The organism is Nocardia sp. NPDC051052, assembly GCF_044456045.1.
Lineage (GTDB): Bacteria > Actinomycetota > Actinomycetes > Mycobacteriales > Mycobacteriaceae > Nocardia.
On record NZ_JBITFL010000006.1, the window covers coordinates 223406 to 240763 of the forward strand.

A 17358-nucleotide genomic window follows, 5' to 3' on the forward strand; every position below is an offset into this window, starting at 1 on the left:
CGGACTGACCACGCAGAACTCATCGGTACTTGCCGATGATCGTAAGCGCCGCATCCGACAAGATCATCGAACTCGCGGATGCGGCGGCACGAGGACCGCCTATTCGTCCAGCCAGCCGTGTTGTTCGGCGAAGACGGTCAGCCGGTCGCGGATGGTGAGGATCTCGCCCGCGGTGAGTGCCGGGCTCGCGTCGAGGAGCAGCTCGGTGATCAGTCGTTTGTGCTCGGTGGCGTTGAGCTGACCCGAGTTCGACCTGTGCTTGGTTTTGTGCGGCACCGGCGGCGGACTGGGCTGGCCACCGACCACGCTCAGATTGACCGCCTTCGGCCCACGATCACCCTCTGTCATGTCGAATTCGAACACCCGCCCCTGCCGCAACTCGTCTTCATCCAGACCGATGTCGTTGACGTGCACGAATACGTCCGGCCCGCCGTCCTCCGGTCGAATGAACCCGAATCCCCGAGAGCTATCGAACGACACCAATTTCCCGATGGACACCAACACCCGCTCCTCGTCGCGCCGTCGCTACCCGGCCACCTTAGCCCGCGTTATCGTCACTGTTGGACGAAAGCGCCTTTTGCAATGAATTGAAAACGGTGAGTCCCTGACCCACCATTCCGTTGACGAGTTCGCTCACCCCGTCCGGGCCGTTCAGTACGGTCAGATTCGCGTTCGCCAGCCCGTTCGAGGCCTGCTTGACGATTTCCGGAAGTTGTTCGATCAACAACTGGTCCAACGCGATCCGGTTGTTGGACGCGGCCGCGGCGGCCTGAATCCTGGTGCGGTCGGCCTCGGCCTCGGCCAGGATGCGCACCCGTTCCGCTTCTGCCTGAGCGGGTTTCACCACTTCGGTCTGCAGCTGTTGCTCGCGCAGCTCCGCCGTTTTGCGGGCCTGCTCGGCCTGTGCGGTGAGCACCTCCTGCAGCGCCATCGCCTCGGCGAGCGGACCCGCCTGTGCCGCTTCGGCATTCGCCTTGTCGATGTCGTGCTGATACTGCGCGCGCAGGATCGCGGTCTCCCGCTGATACTCCGCCTGCCTGCGCAGCGACTCCTGCTCGGCCTGCGCGGACAGCTGCGCCGCTTGCGATTGCGCGATCTGCGCGTCGCGCTGGACGGTGGCATTGTGCGGCGCGGCGAGTGCCTGAATGTAGCCGAGGTTGCCGTCGTCGATCGACTGGATCTGGAAGGAATCCACCCAGAGTCCGATATTGCCCATCTCGACTTTCGAGGCGACGAGCACTTCATCGGCCAGTTTCTGGCGTTCCCGGATGATCTCCTCGACCGTCATCGAACCGACGATCGAGCGCAGATGGCCGGAAAAAATGCGGCCGGTCAGGACCGACATCTCCTTTTCCTGCTCGGACAGGAAGCGTTGCGCGGCATTCACGATCGAGGTGGTGTCGTTGGCGACCTTGAACGCGATCACCGCGCGTACCTCGAGCTGGATCGCCTGCTTGGTGACGCAGCGCTCCTTGATCTCGGCCTCGAACATGGCCAGCGAAAGGTAGCTGACCTTGCGGAACAGCGGCACGGCCCAGGTGCCGCGTCCGATCACCACCTTGAACGGCGCGTTGTCTTTGGTCTTGGCGCCGCTGATCAGCATCGCCTCGTCCGGGTCTGGTACGTGGTAGCCCAGCACGGTTGTCTCCCTTACTTTTTCAAATGGTTTCGGCCGGATCCGGCGTCAGCGGTATCCAGGGCACCACATCGACGATGCGTCCCGGACTGACGGCGATGACCAACACGGTGGTGCCCGCTGGGATCGCTTCGACGGCACGTGCGATGTACAGCTCGGTCCCCCCTCGAATTGCCACCAGGACTTCCCCGAGCAGCCCCGCGCCTCGGATCGGCGAGGTGAGCGTACCCGTCAGGCCGACCACGGGGTCGCTCATCGCAACGATCTCCTCCCACTCGTATCCAGGCCCGCCACACTACGTCTCGGATAGCACGTTTCGATATAGGAACGGCTCGGCGAACGTGACGCGATCGTTGTGACGACGGTATGCCCAGGTTGCGGGTGTGTGATCCGTTTCGGTAGCACGCGGGTATGTTGCTTGCATGGGAGGACGACTCGCTTTGGTTGTCGGGTCCGAGTGTGCGGCGCTGGGGGAACTGGGGTTCACCGGCGAACTCGCGACGGGGTTGTACGCGAGTTTGACCGAGGCGGGCGGGTGGCGCTCCGCGACGGAAGACGACGGCCCGGTGCTGAATCCGACTGCGGCGCAGCTGGTCACGGCGGTCGACGCGGCATTCGAGGCGGCCGGGCAGCGGCAGGCGACCTTGCTGCTCGCGTTCATCGGACACGGCGTCGCGACCAACGCCGAGGACTTCTATCTGCTCGGGTATGACTCGCCCGCGGTGCCCAACTCGCACAACGCCTTTCACCTCACTCAGGAGATCAGGGAGCGACTGGATCAGTCGGCCGTCGACGGCCTGGTGGTGCTGGTCGACGCCTGCGAGACCGGGCAGGGGGTGATCGGTGCGGCGCGCCGGTGGACCGATCTGCTCGCGCAGTCGGCGGGCCGGATGGAGATGCTGGTCGCGGCGGGGGACGGGCCCGCGTTCTCCGGGTGCTTCACCAGGACCATGCTGTCCACCTTCGATGACGGGTTGCCGCTGCGTGGTGAGAACCTGCTGCCTGCGGATCTGGTCGACCCGATCGCCGGTGAATGCGTTCATCAACAGCCGCAATACCTTTCGTTCACCTCGGGCGAGGCGTCGGCGGCGCACGGTGCGGATCCGGGACTTTGGCTGGTGCCCAACACCGCTCGGCATCGCGATGCCGTAAGTGGGCGCTCCGCAGCGGGTTTCGTCGACCAGCTGACCCGTGGGCTGCTGGTGACGCCCGATGTCCGTGAGCATCTGGACACGATCGTGGACGCGGGCAGTAATCGCCTGCGGGTGGTGATCGGCCCGGCCGGTGCGGGCAAGTCCACCCTGCTCGCTATGCTGATCCGGCCGAGCCTGGTGGAGGGCCTGGCGGTGACCCCCGAATACATCACCGCCGCAGTGTTTCTCACCGCCGCCAGCTCGATCGAGGCGGTCGCGGCCGAGCTCGCCGCGCAGTTGAGCGCGCGGGTACCCGGTTTCGCGGAGGCGGCGCAGGCGGTGCACGCGCATCTGGCTCGAGACGAGTTCGACATCTTCGACCTGTCGGTGCGGCATCCGCTGGCGCGGCTGTCGACCTCTGGTCGCCGGGTGACGCTCGTGCTGGACGGATTGAACCAGCCGCAGGAAGGCACCAGACGCCTGCTGATCTCGGCCATCGCCGATCTCACCCGCCGCCACGACCTGCGGCATGTGCGGGTCATCGTCGGCATCCGGGACGGCACCGGCATAGAGGACGATCCCGCGCTGGCCCACATGTACCGGATCGACGTGGGCGAACCCGCCGCCGACGACATCGCCACCGTCGTCGGTTCGGCGCGCGGCAGCGGTGCGCCCGCCGATCCGGCGGACTGGGTGAACTGGATCCAGTCGTTGCTCACCGAAACGCCGACGGACGCCGAGGGCCCGCACGTCGTCTCCGGCGGCTGGCTGCTGGCCAGGATGCTGCTGGAGGTGGCGTCGAGCATCACCGACGGCGCGGTGGCGGCCGGTATCGGGCTCGATCGGATCGTCGCGCTGCGGGTCGATGCGGGACTGCGCGGGATGTATCCCGAAACGGCCGGTGCGACAGGCACTTTCCTCAGCATTATGGTCGCGGCCGGTGTCGGGCCGGTGCTGCCGATCGAGCTCCTCGACGCGGCGTTGACGGCGCGCGGATTCGATCTGCACATCGCTCGAATCCGGGACATGACAGTGGCGCTCGGCGCGCTGGTGACCCGCAGCCGTCCCGGCACGCCGCGCGAGTCGCTCGGCGTGACCCACAGCGCCGTCCTACCCGGACTGCGTGCCGAATGCGGAAAGCTGGGCGCGGAACTCGAAGACGCGCACCGGGCCATCGTGACGGCCATCAAGCAGAGTCCCGGTGACCGTGCAGCTGACTATGCACGCGGATCAGCCGTGCGCCATTGCCTCGCGTATCGGGACTCGGCCAGCGCCCTGCATTTCCTCGAATTGCTGCAAACCACGAGAGCCGCGGACAACCGGGATCTGTGGGCCGCCTGGGTGCCCGCCTTCGTCGAAACCCTCGGTCCCGACCACCCCGATACGCTGACCACGCGCAGCCGCGAGGCATACCATCGCGCCGAAAGCGGCGACCTGGTCGGCGCTATCAGCGACTTCGAGCTGTTGCTGGCCGACCGGCTGCGCATCCTCGGCCCCGACCATCCGAAAACCCTTGGCACGCGCACGAATCTGGCCACCTACCGGGCCCGCTGCGGCGATTACATCGGTGCCAGAAGCGAATACAAGCGACTGGTCTCCGACCAGCGCCGCCTCCTCGGCCCGGACGACCCCGATACCCTCCGTACCCGAAATGACCTGGCGTCCAACCGTGCCGACCTCGGCGACCTCGCCGGTGCCATCGCCGACTTCGAACATCTACGCCTCGACCGCTGCCGGGTGCTCGGCGCCGACGACCCGCAGACCCTGCGCACCCGCAACAGCCTGGCCTACTGGCGCGGCGAAAACGGCGATGTCACCGGCGCCCGAACCGAATTCGAACAACTCCTCGCCGACAGCCTGCGCATCTTCGGCCCCGACCACCCGGCCACCCTCGCCGCCCGCAACAGCCTGGCCGCGTTCCGCGCCCGCAGCGGCGACCTCGCGGGCGCCGCCACCGAATTCACCCACCTCCTCGCCGACCGCCTACGCGTCCTTGGCCCCGACCACCCCGACACCCTCACCACCCGAAGCACCCTCGCCGACTACCACGCCGACACCGGCAACCTGCCCGACGCCATCGCCGAACTCGAACAACTCCTGGCCGACCGCCTACGCGTCCTTGGCCCCGACCACCCCGACACCTTCGCCACCCGCAACGACCTGGCCACCCGCCAAGCCGAAAACGGCGACATTTCCCGAGCGATAGCCGACCTGGAAGTCCTGCTGGTAGCCGAACTCCGCGCCCTCGGCCCCACCCACGCCGCCACCATCCGCACCCAAACCACCCTCGCCCACTGGCGAGCCCAACTCGTCAAGTAGGCGCGAGTATCTTTCTTGCATGGGAGGACGGCTCGCGCTGGTGGTGGGATCGGAGTGTGCGGCGCTCGGCGAGCTCGGGTTCACCGACTCGCTGGCCACCGGTCTGTACGCCGGGCTACGGGATAGCGGAGGGTGGGAGTCGGCGACAACGACCGATGGCCCGGTGCTCGATCCGACTGCCGCACAGTTGGTTACGGCGATCGACGAGGCGTTCGACCGTGCGGACGAACAGCGGGCTACCCTGCTGATCGCGTTCGTCGGTCACGGAACTGCCACGAATTCGGGTGATTTCTATCTGATGGCCAGCGATTCGCCGTTGCTGCCCCGCTCGGACAACGCTTTTCACCTGACGCAGGGCATCAGGGAGCGGCTCAACACCTCTGCGCTGGACGGATTGATCGTGCTGATCGACGCCTGCGACACCGAACAAGGTCTCCGAGGCGCGGCCCGCCTGTGGACCGGACCGCTCGCCCGCGCGGCCGGGCGGATGGAGCTGCTCGTGGCCGCGAGTGATGGACCCGCGTATGCGGGATGCTTCACCCGCACAATGCTTTCCACCTTCGGCACCGGCTTGCCCCGGCGCGGTGAGAATCTGTTGCCGTATGACCTGGTCGATCCCGTTGCTCGTGGCTGCACCTTGCAGCAGCCGCTGCATTTGTCCTTCACCGCGGGCTCGGTGTCGACGAGTCCGAGCGGTGACGCCGGACTATGGCTGGTGCCCAATGTGGCTCGGCGCCGGGACGCGCTGACCGGTCGTCCCGCCGCCGGTTTCGTCGATCAGCTGACGCGGCGACTGCTGCTGACCGACCCGATGCGGGTGTGTCTCGCCGAGGTGATCGATGCGGGTGGTCAGCGGTTGCGGGCGGTTGTCGGCCCGCCCGGCTGCGGTAAGTCGACGCTCATGGCATTACTCATTCGTCCGAGCGTGGTCGACGGCCTGTCCATCGCGTCCGAATACGTCACCGCGGCAATATTTCTCACGGTGAGTAGTTCGGTCGAGTCGGTCGCGGCGGAATTGTCCGCCCAGCTGGTCGAGCGGGTCCCCGGCTACGCCAAGGCGCTGCGCGCTGCCCAGGATCGCACCGACGCCGCTGACCTGGACGTCTTCGACATCTATGTTCGGCAACCGCTGGCCGACTTGTCGAGGCCGGGCAGTCGGATCACCCTCGTCTTGGACGGACTGGACCAACCGGAAGCCGGTAGCCGAAAGCTGTTGGTCGCCGCGGTCGCCGAGCTCACTCGTCGCGATGACCTGCGACATGTGCGCGTCATCGCCGGAATCCGCGCGGGCTCCGGCACCGACGAGAGCCCGGATCTCGCCCACATGTACCGCGTCGAACTGTCCGAACCGACCGCTGCGGACATCGCCGCGCTCGTTGGTGCCGGGTACCGCGAACTGGTTCGGCTCGGCCCGCCGACGGATCCTGGCTGGGGCGGTCCAGCGCCGACCGGGCCCAAGCGCAGGCCGAGGCGCGTGCGCGGGATCCCTAAGTGGCTGAGCAATCCGGGGGCAGGCGAGCCGGCGGAAGATCTCGTCGTCGTGGCCGGGGGTTGGCTGCTGGCGCGGTTGCAGAGCGAAGTGGCCCCATTTCTCGTCGAGCGTTCAGTGGTCGGCAAGGAACTGGAGTCCGTTGTTGCCCAGCGTATTCGAACAGCGATGTACGCCGCCGGATCCGCTACCGCGGACGCGATCGGTCCCTTGCTGGCCATCCTCGTCGCGGCAGGTGCGGGACCGGTACTGCCCATCGAGCTGGTCGACGCCGCGATGTCGTTATTTCGGGAGAACATGAGCCAGGTCCGGATTCGCGATATCGCGGTGAGTTTGGGCGCGCTCATCACCCGTAACCGTCCCGGCACCGCCCAAGAATCGCTGGGCATCGCCCACAACGCGCTGCTGCCGGTCCTCACGACCCAGCTCGACCTCGATGTCAAAGACGCGCATCAAGCGATCATCGCGGCCACGATGCGCAGCACCAGCGCCAGGGTGGCCGAGTACGCACGCGGATCGACCGCCCGCCACTATCTCGAATGCGGCGAGAGCGGGCGCGCGGTTGCCTTTCTCGCCACCCTCGAGAGCTCGCGGGCCGCCGACAACCGCGATCTGTGGTCCGCGTGGTTGCCCTCCATCGTGGCAGCGGTCGGTGCGGACCATCCGGATGCGTTGCACGCCAGGGAATACCTCGCGGTACGGCGGATGGAGAGCGGCGATCCGCGCGGTGCGCTCGCCGAGTACGCACGCCTGCTCGACGACCAGATCGGCCTGCTCGGCCCGGACCACCTGAACACCCTCGCAACGCGGCATAATCTCGCCGTATGTCGTGGTGAGACAGGCGATCTGGCGGGCGCCACGACAGAACTGGCCGGCGTGCTCACCGACCTGCGCCGCGTCCTTGGCTCCGAGCACGAGGCGACGCTGGCGACTCGGAGCAGGCTCGTGTCGCTCCAAGCGCTGCGGGGCGACCTGTCCGGTGCGATCGCGTCGGCACAGCATTTGCTGGCTGACCGGCGTCGCATCCTGGGCGCCGACCACGCCGACACATTGGCGACACGCAGCAATCTCGCGGGCTACCGCAGCGATAGCGGGGACCTGTCCGGTGCCATCGCGGATCTGGAAGAGCTACTCGCGCACCAACTGCTGGTGCTCGGCCCAGACGATCGGCGGGTGCTGTTCAATCGGGTGAAGCTCGCGTCCATCCGGGCGCGTAGCGGCGACATCGCGGGGGCGATCGCCGAGTCCGAACCGCTGCTTGCCGATCAGGTTCGCGTGCTCGGTCCCGACGACCCGAGCACGCTGCGCGCGCGCGCGGATCTCGCGGCATTTCGGGCGCACGCGGGCGACCTCGAGCGTGCGCTGATCGACCTGTCCGGCGCACTGGACGACCGAATTCGGGTGCAGGGGCCGGACCATCGCGAAATCCTGTACAACAGAGGCAATCTCGCCTTCTTCCGGGCGCGCGACGGTGACTTGCCCGGCGCGATCGCCGAGGCCGAACAAGTCCTCGCCGATCAGCTACGGGTACTCGGCCAGGACCATCCGGACGCACTGATCACCCGAGGCAACCTCACCTCGTACCGCGAGCAGGCAGGCGACACCACCCGCGCCGTCCGCGAGACCGAGGACCTGCTCACCGACCGCCTGCGGATCCTCGGCCCCGACCACCCCGACACCCTGCTCACCCGCAACAACCTCGCGGCCTACCGCGCCAATTCCGGCGATATATCCACCGCCGTAACCGAATTCGCGCAATTACTCACCGACCGCGAGCGGATCCTCGGCCCGGACCACCCCGACACCACCGTCACCCGAAATCACCTCGCCCACTGGCGCGCCGAGCTCAGCGAGTAGGACCGTGACTGTCCGGGCTCACCACGGGACGACGCCCTCGTCGTCGAAGAAACCGCCGCGTGGGCCGTCGTCCGGCAGGGTGGCGAGTTGGATGGCGATCGCGGCACCTTGGTCGGGGGTGCGCGGTGAGTTGAAGCCGGTGAAGTCGGTCGCGACATAGCCTGGGCAGCAGGCGTTCACGATGATGTTTGTGTCCGAGAGCTGGCGGGCGTACTGGGTCGTGAGGCTGTTGAGCATGGTCTTCGAGGACGCGTAGGCGGCCAGGATCGGGCCGGTCTGCAGGGTCAGTGAGCCCATGTTGCTGGAGATGTTGACTATGCGTGGTGCGGGTGCACGGCGGAGCATCGGGATCATGGCGTTGGTCACCCGGACGGCACCGAAAACGTTGGTGTCGAGGACGGTTCGGACGACGTCGAGGTCGAGCGTGGTCGGATCCTGTGCGCCGCCGTCGATTCGACCGGCGATGCCTGCGTTGTTGACGAGTACGTCGAGTCGTCCTGCCGTCTGCTCGATGGTTGTGACTGCGGCGGTGACGCTGTCGTCCGAGGTGACGTCGAGGGCGACGCCGATCGCGTCGATGCCTGCGGCGCGCAGACGGTCGACGGCTTCCTTGCGCCTGATGTCGTCGCGAGCGCCCACCGCGACTGTGTAGCCGATCGCTCCGAGGCCCTGTGCGATGGCGAAACCGATTCCCTTGTTCGCGCCGGTGATCAGCGCGATCTTCGTGTCGTTCACGCGATCCATCCTCGGCGCGCTCCGTGCTCGGCGTCCAAGACCGACTCAGTACGCCGTGATACTCGAGGGGTATTAGCGTTGGCTCCGTGCCTGATCTCGAGACCCGTGAGCTCCGATACTTCGTCGCCGTCGCCGAGGAGTTGCACTTCGGCCGCGCCGCCGTCCGGCTCGGGATCGCGCAACCGCCACTCTCGCGGGCGATCAGCCAGTTGGAGCGGCGGCTCGGTGTCCAGCTGCTGGACCGGGACCGGCGAGGGGTGGCGCTTACCGAGGCGGGCCGGGTGCTGCTTCGAGAAGCCGGGGCGGCTCTCGACGCGGTTGCGACTGCCGCGCGTCGGACGCAGCGGGCCGGAGATCCGCAGCGGCCGCTGGTGCTGGTGACGAAGGCCGGGGCTTCACACGAACTATTGCGACGCCTCCTCGATGCGCTCGCTAGCGAACCCGATGCCGCGCCGGTCGAAATCCTCCTGTGTGAGGTCGGCGAGCAGGCACACCGGCTGCGCGACGGGCGCGCCGACGTCGCACTCATGCATCGCCCGTACGACGACCTAGCCGGGTTCGACACCGAGGACCTCTACGTCGAAGGCCAGATCGCGCTCCTGCCCGCGGCCCATCCGCTCGCGGCACGCGATCGGCTCACCCTGGCGGAAGTCAGCGATGTGCCGGGCCTGCCGATCGCGCGATGGCCCCGGCTCGACGGCTCCTACCCGGACGGTCCAGGACCGGAGGTGCGGACCCAGTCGCAGCTCGCCCAACTTGTGGCGCTCGGCAAAACACTGCTCGTCATCCCCGCCTCCAGCCGTGCCTGGCAGTGGCCTGAACACGTCGCGGTGCCGGTCGTCGACGCGCCGGCCGTCACCACGGTGATCGCCTGGCCCCCAGGCACACATTCCCCGGCGGTAGCCGCACTCGTCCGCTCGGCATCCGGGCTTCGCGACACCGCGCTGCCTTCGCGCGTACCCCGCTAGCGACTACCGCAGATCGAGGTAGAGCCGTGCCGCGCCGACAGCCATGTAGCCGCCGGTGAATGTCGCCAGCGCGACCGCCGTCGCGCGCGGGACGTCACCACGGGCGACATGAGCGGCCCCGTGGACGGTGTCGATGACGTCGACCATCAGCCCCACCCGCTGCCACCGGGGACGCTCATCGGCGGGAGCCGTCAAATATCCGAGCCCGAGCGCGATCGCCCGGGCTCCGAAAATCCGTGTCAGGTAGGTCAATTCGGGCGTGGAGCGGGTACCGAATGCAGTGATGATAGTCCGCGGCACCGCGATGGCCGCGGCACCCAACACGATTCGCCCAACAGCTAGACCGCGCAGCGCACCGGCCAGCGGGGGATGTGTTGGTGGCGTGATATTGGTTGCCATGGGTCTCAGGCTTCCCGAAATACGATGCTGCGTCGATTACCTCCGAGGTAATAGGTGGGTGGGCACGGGGCGTCGAAATGACCTACCGCCCTGCAATGTTCGAGATGATGGCGTACAGCATGAACCCGACGAACACGGCGAATATCGCCGCGACGATATAGAACCAGCGCATGCCCGGCGACTGCTGCGGTTGTGGGTCGAGCGCTCCGGGCAACATGGCGACGATCGGGGAACGGTAGTAGGTCCGGGTGCTGTGCTCGTGCGGCACGGGGATGAATGCATCGGTAAAGCCGAAGTCGTTGCTCAGCCGCTGCAGGCCGAGGAACTTGGCCCAGCGCAACCCTGCCGTGTACACATGCACGCGATAGATGCCGGGAGCAAGGGGGATGACCGTGTCACCCCAGCGGGCATCAGGCACTTCCTGCCCATTGATGAAGATCCTCGGTCCGGTGAACCCCAACAGATCCACCGGTAGATACATTCGAAAATGGGAAGCAGTAACCGTAATTCCAGTCGGCCCAGGTTCCGGCCGATACCGAGGCATAGGGGCTTGCGGATCGCGACCGCCCCACGGAATACAGAAGTCCGCGGGCAAGTCGACCATGCTGTACGGCGGCAGATCCCCCGACTGAAATGGGTTGGCCAGCAACACCTCAGGCGGTATCAGCGCCGGCCGCCCCGAATGCGCGGGATTCGCCTGCGGCGGGTACCTCTGGGGAGAATACGGCTGCGGCGGATACTGCCGACTGTCGGGCCGAGGTGTCCCTTGCTGGCCGCCGAAAGAATTACTCACGGATCTACCTTCATCTCGAATTGGACAGTCCCGCCCGGTTCCGCGCTAGGCGGGGGCCTCCTCCTTCGGCGCGAGGAGCTTCAGAATCACACCGCCGATCTGCTGGACGTACGGCATCAGGTCAGCGAGAGCGCTGCGGAGCTTGGCGAGCAGCTGAGTGATCTTGAGACCGTCGCGACCGATGCGCTGCAAGACCTGTGCCGCCACCAAAGGCCCTGCGGCGCCGAGGGATAGCGCGAGCTCGAGGGTGTAGGCGATCAATGCGCCCGCGAGGCTGGCCAGAATGTCGCCGACCAGGCCGCGGATGGCGCCCACGATCTCTTTCGCCTTCGCGATGAGCTCGGACATGCTTGCCGCGACACCGCCTGCGGCGCTGATGTGGTCGGTCATTTCGGTGGCTCGGTTGCGATAGGCGGTAGCGGCCGCGCCGGTCCACTTCGCGGTATCGGTCTGCACCGCGGTCTGCCAGTCGGTGCTCACTCCGGTCAATGCCTTGGAGATGTTGGCCCAGGAATCGGCGTAGGCCTTGACCATGTCGGCGTTGCCGGCCAATCCATCGAGCACTTTCCGATACGGCTCGACGTGCTCCAGCATCCATCCGGCGATCTGGCTGCCAACGTAGCCGAAGGGATCGGTGAACATTTCCCAGACGTCGAGCCCGACTCCGCCGGCACCGAGCAGCCCGTCGAGCAGATTCGCGCCGTTCAGGTCCGCGTAGGTCTGCCAGGCGTCACCGGCGGTCGTGCCCTTCAATACCTCGGGTACTCCACTGTCGTCCGTCGACAAGCCGATGTGGTGGTACGGAAACAGCGTTTCCTGGAAGTATTCATCGCGGAAATCGGTGCCATCGGCGATGAGGTCGTTGTCTGCCGGCTTCGCGTCGTCATCCAGTCCGACACCGAGCATGTTCTCGTTGATGTACTTGCCGATTTGCGTGCTCATCAGCGCCCCTGGTGCGTGCGGTCGATGGTGGCGCGCAGCTCGGCGAGTGTGCGAGCCCACGTCTGATCCCATAGGTCGAACTTGTCGGCGCTGGTGCCGAGTTTGCCGGGAAGTTCGGCGGTCTCGCCCGCGGCTTTGCTGATCGCCTCCACCGCGCCCCGATTGTTGTCGTCCGTCAGCGAATGGACCACCGAGCGGATCATCCAGCCGTAGCCGTCGTCGACATTCCCGAGGTACGAGGCGGCTTCGACGGTCTTCGTCAAAGTCCCCATCAGCCCCTGAATGGTCGAGGCGTGTCGGCGTAGGTCATCGGTGATAACCTGAATTTCCGGATTGGTCATCGCTACTCCAGCCAGGTCTTGTTGCGGTAGTACTCGTCCTCGGCTGCGGGATCCATCGGTTCGGCCGGCCGGGACCGCGGATCGGGGGCGACCGAGTCCGACTCACTATCCGGGAAGCGAGCGGTGTACTGCGTCAAGACGCTTGCGCCGATTTCGTCGTCGCCCACAATGTCGTGTACCAGCGCGGTCACCTCGCGGCGCAGCTTTGCCTGGGCCTGTCGCATAGTCGCCATCAGCTCCGCCGACACCTCTGTCGGGTCCATTCCCTTTGTCGCACCGGACAGTTGGATGGCGGTCGGAACGCCGTTGCTGTCGACGGTCACGCTGATGCGGTTACCGTCGGAGGTCGCGGTGACGGTCGTCGCGTCCATCCGGCTCTGCAAGGTCCGGTAGCGCTGTGCCTTGCGTTCCAGATCTTCCGACCATTGAGTGAGGCCGCTGATGGTGCTGTCTAAGGCGTCGGTCATCCATCCCCCTTCGGGCATAACAGTTTTCGCGGTGGCAGTCGAGCACTCTACCCAGGGCGACATTCGCTGCGCCGCAGCTGGTCGTCCTTCGCTACAACTAGATTTGTCCTTCACTCAATCCGACGCACCAACCGACGGATCGGTTCCATCGAGTTCCGGGTTCGCGAATCTTCGTCCACGGCGCTGCGGGCTACGCCGTCCACTTCCCCCGCACACCCGCGAAGACCTGGGCCGCTGGATCGGCGGTGATCTTGTCGGAATCCGTGTCGTAGTCGTACAACTCGGCGTATCGGCCCCAGTCGATGGCGATATCGAGTTGGCGGCGGGCGTCTTCGGGGCCGAAGCCGCGGCGGAGCAGGTCGAGGAAGAAGCCGGCGCGCAGGCTGCCGTCCGAGCTGCCGGTGAGGCCCTTGCAGATGGTGCGGACCAGGGGGGCGCGGTGGCGGGCCTGTTCGGCGAAGATGCGCTTGCTTTCCTGGATGTCGGCGGTGGTGAAGCGGGTGCCGACGTCGGTGAGCAGTACGTCGCCGTCCTCGACGGTGATGAAGCCGAGCATTTCGGCGGCGTCGACGAGCGGGAGCAGGTCGTCGATTTCGAAGTTGAGCTCGTCGGCGATGTCGGGGAGGTCGGCGCGGCCGCCGTTGGCGTAGACGAGCTCGACCAGCCCGGCCAGGCCGCCGACGGAGGCGTCGGGCAGCGGCTGGGCGGTGGGGGTGGCCTTATCTGGTTCGGGGGCAACGGGTTCGGTGTCGCGGCCGGTGAGCAAGCCGTAGATCTCGTCGACCGTGGCCTCGAACCACGGTGTGCGCCGGTCGCGCGGGCGCGGTTGCGGCACTTGGATTTCGGCGATGATGCGACCGGGGTTGGAGCCGAGGACCAAAACGCGGTCGGCCAGCTGCACGGCCTCCTCGATGTTGTGGGTGACGACGCAGATCGCTTTGGTGGGGAAACCATCGGTGGCCCAAAGGTTCACCAGCTCGGTGCGCAGGTTCTCCGCGGTGAGCACGTCGAGCGCCGAGAACGGCTCGTCCATCAACAGCAGGTCCGGTTCGAGCACCAGCGCGCGGGCGAAGCCGACCCGCTGGCGCATGCCGCCGGAAAGCTCCTTGGGGTAGGCGGTTTCGAAGCCGTCCAGGCCGATCATGTCGATGGCGGCCAGTGCTCGCTGCCGCCGCTCGGCGGGCGCCACATTGCGGGCGGCGAGCCCGAGCTCGACATTGTCCTGCACGGTGAGCCACGGCATCAGCGCGAACGACTGAAACACCAGCGCGGCACCGGGATTGCTGCCGTTGAGCGGGGTGCCCCGGTAGGTCACCTCGCCGTCGGAGGGCGCGATGAGCCCGGCGATGATGCGCAGCAGGGTGGATTTGCCGGAGCCGGAACGCCCGAGCAGGGCCACGATTTCGCCGCTGCGCAACTGCAGATCGATACCGTCGAGTACCCGCAACTCGTCGCCCGCGGCGCCGATGAATCGCTTGCCGACTCCCGAGATGTTCAGCAGCACATCGCGGTTGGTCTCGGTGGTGGTCACGGTCATGATCGGTCTCCCGTCGAACGAGTGGAGCAGAAGCGGGCGTTCACAGCGAGTACCGCCGTTCGGCCAGTGCGTAGAGCCGCCGCCAGAACAGCCGGTTGATGCCGACCACGTAGATGCTCATGACCAGCACGCCGATCAGAATCCGTGGTGAGTCACCGACTTTGGTCGCCTCGTGGATGTAGGAGCCGAGCCCCGCCGCCACCAGCGTGATCGATCCGTAGTCGACGACCTCCGAGACGATGGACGCGTTCCACGCGCCACCGGCCGCGGTGATTCCGCCGGTCACATAGCTGGGGAAGATGGCGGGCAGAATCAGCCTGCGCCACCACAGTTTTCGCGGCAGTTGCAGGTTGGCCGCGGCCTCGCGCAGGTCGGTGGGTACCGCGCTGGCACCGGCGATCACGTTGAACAGGATGTACCACTGCGCGCCGAGCGCCATCAGGATGGTGCCCGCCCAGTTCAGGCTGGCTCCACTCCACACGAGCACCGCGGTGATGAACGGGAACAGGAAGTTGGCCGGGAAGCTGGCCAGCACCTGCACCACGGGCTGCGCGAGCCGGGACACCTTGGGGTTCAATCCGATCCACACGCCGATGGGCACCCACACGATGGTCGCGAAGACCAGCAGCACGACCACCCGCAGCAGCGTCAGGAAGCCGAGCCCGAACGCGTGCCCGACCTCGCCGAAGCCTGCGGTGGATTCGATGTAGCCCGCCACGCGATACCCGCCGTAGGCGACCGCCGCCGAGACCACCGCGGCGAACACGAGGTCGCCCGCGCGACGCCGAACCGGCGAAGCGTGCAGCGGGTACTCGGCCAGTCCGAACACGCTCATCAGCCGATCGAGCGGGGACACCAGCGGACCGAGCACCCTGCCGAGCAACAGCGGAATGTGCGAGCGCCGCAACAGATTCAGCACCACGCTGCGCGGCGCGTCGGCCGCCCCGGTGTCCTCCACCCGGAACCGCTCAGCCCACGCGGTGAGGGGCCGCCAGAACAGGAAGTTCACCCCGACGACCATCACGATCATCACGCCGATCGCGACGAACACCTTGCCGAGATCGCCGTCGCCGGTGGCCGTCGCGACGTAGGACCCGATGCCGGGCAACGCGTATTCGTGGTTGTTCACACTGATCGCCTCGGACGCGACCAGGAAGAACCAGCCGCCGCCGAAGCTCATCATCCCGTTCCAGACCAGCGGGATCATGCCGCTCGGCACGTCGACGCGCCAGAACCGTTGCCAGCGTGACAGTCTCAGGTTGCGTGCCGCCTCGTCCAGCTCGCGCGGCTGCGCGGCCAGGCTGTGGTAGAACGCGAACGCCATGTTCCACGCCTGCGAGGTGAAAATCGCGAAGATGGAAGCACTTTCGAGGCCGAGTTGCGAGCCGGGGAACAGCGCGATGAACCCGGCGACGGTGATCGACAGGAATCCGAGGATCGGCACCGACTGCAGGATGTCGAGCAGCGGCAGCAGCACCGTGCGCGCCCGGCGCAGCCGCGCGGCGGCCGTCGCGTAGACGAAGGTGAACAGGATCGACAGCGCGAGCGCGGCGAACATCCGCAGCAGCGACCGCGCCGCATAGTAGGGCAGCTGTGCCGGATCGGTGGACACGGTGGCGGGCGCGTCGGCCTGGTCGAACGGCACGTTCGCACTGGCCGACACCCGCACGACCAGCCAGATCAACACCGCCGCGCCGACGAACACGACGACGTCGGCGAACCGATTGCGCGGCCGGTCGAGCGCACTGCCCGCAGGGTAGGAACGAAGCTGAATCATGCCTGCGGGCCCTTCACATCCGTGGTGGCGATGTGCCAACCGACGCTGGTCACCGACGGTTCCAGGCTGAGCCTGCTCACCGCCGACTCCATCTGGCGATCGTCGCGCTGGTCGCCGAACAGTTCCGCGCGCACCTCGACCCGGCCCGGCGTGCCTGCGTTCGCGCTGGAGATCGAGATCAGCTGAAAGTCGGTGCGGGTCAACGCTTGTACGAGCAGGGCACGCACGTGCGCCTCGTTGTCGTCGTTGGTGACGGCGGCGAACGTGTAGGAGGCGGGCTGTTCGTGGCCGGCCTCGGGCTGCTTGTCCACGGCGCGTCCCGCGGCCCGCAGCGCGACATTGACGCCGACCACCGCGACGGTTCCCGCGGCCGCCGTGCTGTACATGCCCGCCCCGGCGAGCGCGCCGACCGCGGCCGCGCACCACAGGGTGGCCGCGGTGTTGAGGCCGCGCACGTTGAGCCCGTCGCGGATGATCACGCCCGCACCGAGGAAGCCGATGCCGGACACGATCTGTGCCGCGACGCGGGTGGGGTCGGCGTCGCCGCCGGAGAAGCCGTGTGCCGACAACAGCACGAACAGTGTCGCCCCGGCCGCGACGAGCGCGTTGGTGCGCAGGCCCGCCATTCGGGCCCGGTATTGCCGCTCGAAGCCGATGGCCGCGCCGAAGCCGACCCCGGCGAGCAGCCGGAGGATCATTTCCACTGTTGTCATGACCGCACTCCCTGAACTTGTCAGCGCACCGTCGAAAACAGCAGGTTACGGGGTTTTTCCCGAGGTGAAATCAGCTGTTGAGGTGCCGCCGGGTGAATACTTGGCAAACGGGGGATACGGACTATTACCGCCGGGCATCCGGCTCACCTCCTTCGTCCATCAGCGCACGGCGAATACCGCGCGGTACGTACTTGATCGTTGCAGAGCGCAGCAGTGAAATCCGACGCTGGGTCCTCTTTCGTGGAAAGAAAA

At 66.9% G+C, this 17358-nt stretch carries 16 protein-coding genes; 4 read left to right on the plus strand and 12 right to left on the minus strand.

Annotated elements, in window-relative coordinates:
• Positions 1-99 precede the first annotated feature (99 nt).
• The 3 genes from ACIBCN_RS22215 to ACIBCN_RS22225 are packed head-to-tail and all read right to left on the minus strand — an operon-like array spanning position 100 to position 1892.
• On the minus strand, positions 100-504 hold the full coding sequence (locus tag ACIBCN_RS22215; protein WP_396993521.1) for a cold-shock protein: 405 nt from the start codon (positions 502-504) through the stop codon (positions 100-102).
• Positions 505-538: 34 nt separating this feature from the next.
• Positions 539-1639: an SPFH domain-containing protein gene (locus ACIBCN_RS22220; RefSeq protein WP_396993522.1), complete on the minus strand. Its 1101-nt coding sequence runs from the start codon at positions 1637-1639 to the stop codon at positions 539-541.
• 19 nt (positions 1640-1658) lie between these two features.
• Positions 1659-1892 carry a hypothetical protein gene (locus ACIBCN_RS22225; protein ID WP_396993523.1) on the minus strand — a complete coding sequence of 78 codons (234 nt, stop codon included), beginning with the start codon at positions 1890-1892 and terminating at the stop codon, positions 1659-1661.
• Positions 1893-2058: 166 nt separating this feature from the next.
• Between ACIBCN_RS22225 and ACIBCN_RS22230 the strand changes: the two genes are divergently transcribed.
• Positions 2059-5088: a tetratricopeptide repeat protein gene (locus tag ACIBCN_RS22230; protein ID WP_396993524.1), complete on the plus strand. Its 3030-nt coding sequence runs from the start codon at positions 2059-2061 to the stop codon at positions 5086-5088.
• Positions 5089-5107: 19 nt separating this feature from the next.
• Positions 5108-8434 (plus strand): tetratricopeptide repeat protein, encoded by a 3327-nt coding sequence (locus ACIBCN_RS22235; RefSeq protein ID WP_396993525.1) that lies wholly within the window; start codon positions 5108-5110, stop codon positions 8432-8434.
• 18 nt (positions 8435-8452) lie between these two features.
• Here ACIBCN_RS22235 and ACIBCN_RS22240 read toward each other — a convergent pair whose 3' ends face one another.
• On the minus strand, positions 8453-9169 hold the full coding sequence (locus ACIBCN_RS22240) for an SDR family oxidoreductase (protein ID WP_396993526.1): 717 nt from the start codon (positions 9167-9169) through the stop codon (positions 8453-8455).
• 86 nt (positions 9170-9255) lie between these two features.
• On the opposite strand from ACIBCN_RS22240, the gene ACIBCN_RS22245 reads away from it, so the two are divergent.
• Complete coding sequence (locus ACIBCN_RS22245; RefSeq protein WP_396993527.1) at positions 9256-10137, plus strand: LysR family transcriptional regulator; 882 nt, start codon at positions 9256-9258, stop codon at positions 10135-10137.
• A gap of 3 nt (positions 10138-10140) precedes the next feature.
• On the opposite strand, the gene ACIBCN_RS22250 is transcribed toward ACIBCN_RS22245, so the two are convergent.
• The 8 genes from ACIBCN_RS22250 to ACIBCN_RS22285 form a co-directional block, all read right to left on the minus strand.
• Positions 10141-10536 carry a hypothetical protein gene (locus ACIBCN_RS22250; protein ID WP_396993528.1) on the minus strand — a complete coding sequence of 132 codons (396 nt, stop codon included), beginning with the start codon at positions 10534-10536 and terminating at the stop codon, positions 10141-10143.
• A gap of 82 nt (positions 10537-10618) precedes the next feature.
• Entirely contained in the window at positions 10619-10996 is a 378-nt protein-coding gene (locus ACIBCN_RS22255; RefSeq protein ID WP_396993529.1) for a hypothetical protein, read from the minus strand.
• Positions 10997-11374: 378 nt separating this feature from the next.
• Positions 11375-12271, minus strand: coding sequence for a hypothetical protein (locus ACIBCN_RS22260; protein WP_396993530.1), 897 nt, complete (start codon positions 12269-12271; stop codon positions 11375-11377).
• Positions 12271-12612, minus strand: a complete 342-nt coding sequence (locus ACIBCN_RS22265; RefSeq protein ID WP_396993531.1) for a type VII secretion target — start codon at positions 12610-12612, stop codon at positions 12271-12273. The genes ACIBCN_RS22260 and ACIBCN_RS22265 overlap by 1 nt, the downstream gene beginning before the upstream one ends.
• Before the next feature lie 2 nt (positions 12613-12614).
• Positions 12615-13079 carry a YbaB/EbfC family nucleoid-associated protein gene (locus tag ACIBCN_RS22270; protein ID WP_396993532.1) on the minus strand — a complete coding sequence of 155 codons (465 nt, stop codon included), beginning with the start codon at positions 13077-13079 and terminating at the stop codon, positions 12615-12617.
• Positions 13080-13269: 190 nt separating this feature from the next.
• Positions 13270-14616, minus strand: coding sequence for an AAA-associated domain-containing protein (locus ACIBCN_RS22275; protein ID WP_396993533.1), 1347 nt, complete (start codon positions 14614-14616; stop codon positions 13270-13272).
• A 40-nt stretch (positions 14617-14656) separates the two neighbouring features.
• Complete coding sequence (locus ACIBCN_RS22280; protein WP_396993534.1) at positions 14657-16393, minus strand: ABC transporter permease; 1737 nt, start codon at positions 16391-16393, stop codon at positions 14657-14659.
• A complete protein-coding gene (locus tag ACIBCN_RS22285; protein ID WP_396993535.1) occupies positions 16390-17106 on the minus strand; it encodes an MgtC/SapB family protein in 717 nt (238 codons plus the stop codon). Before ACIBCN_RS22285 ends, ACIBCN_RS22280 begins: the two co-directional genes overlap by 4 nt.
• Here ACIBCN_RS22285 and ACIBCN_RS22290 point away from each other — a divergent pair.
• Positions 17105-17323: a hypothetical protein gene (locus ACIBCN_RS22290; RefSeq protein WP_396993536.1), complete on the plus strand. Its 219-nt coding sequence runs from the start codon at positions 17105-17107 to the stop codon at positions 17321-17323. The genes ACIBCN_RS22285 and ACIBCN_RS22290 overlap by 2 nt on opposite strands.
• The last annotated feature ends 35 nt before the right edge of the window (positions 17324-17358 follow it).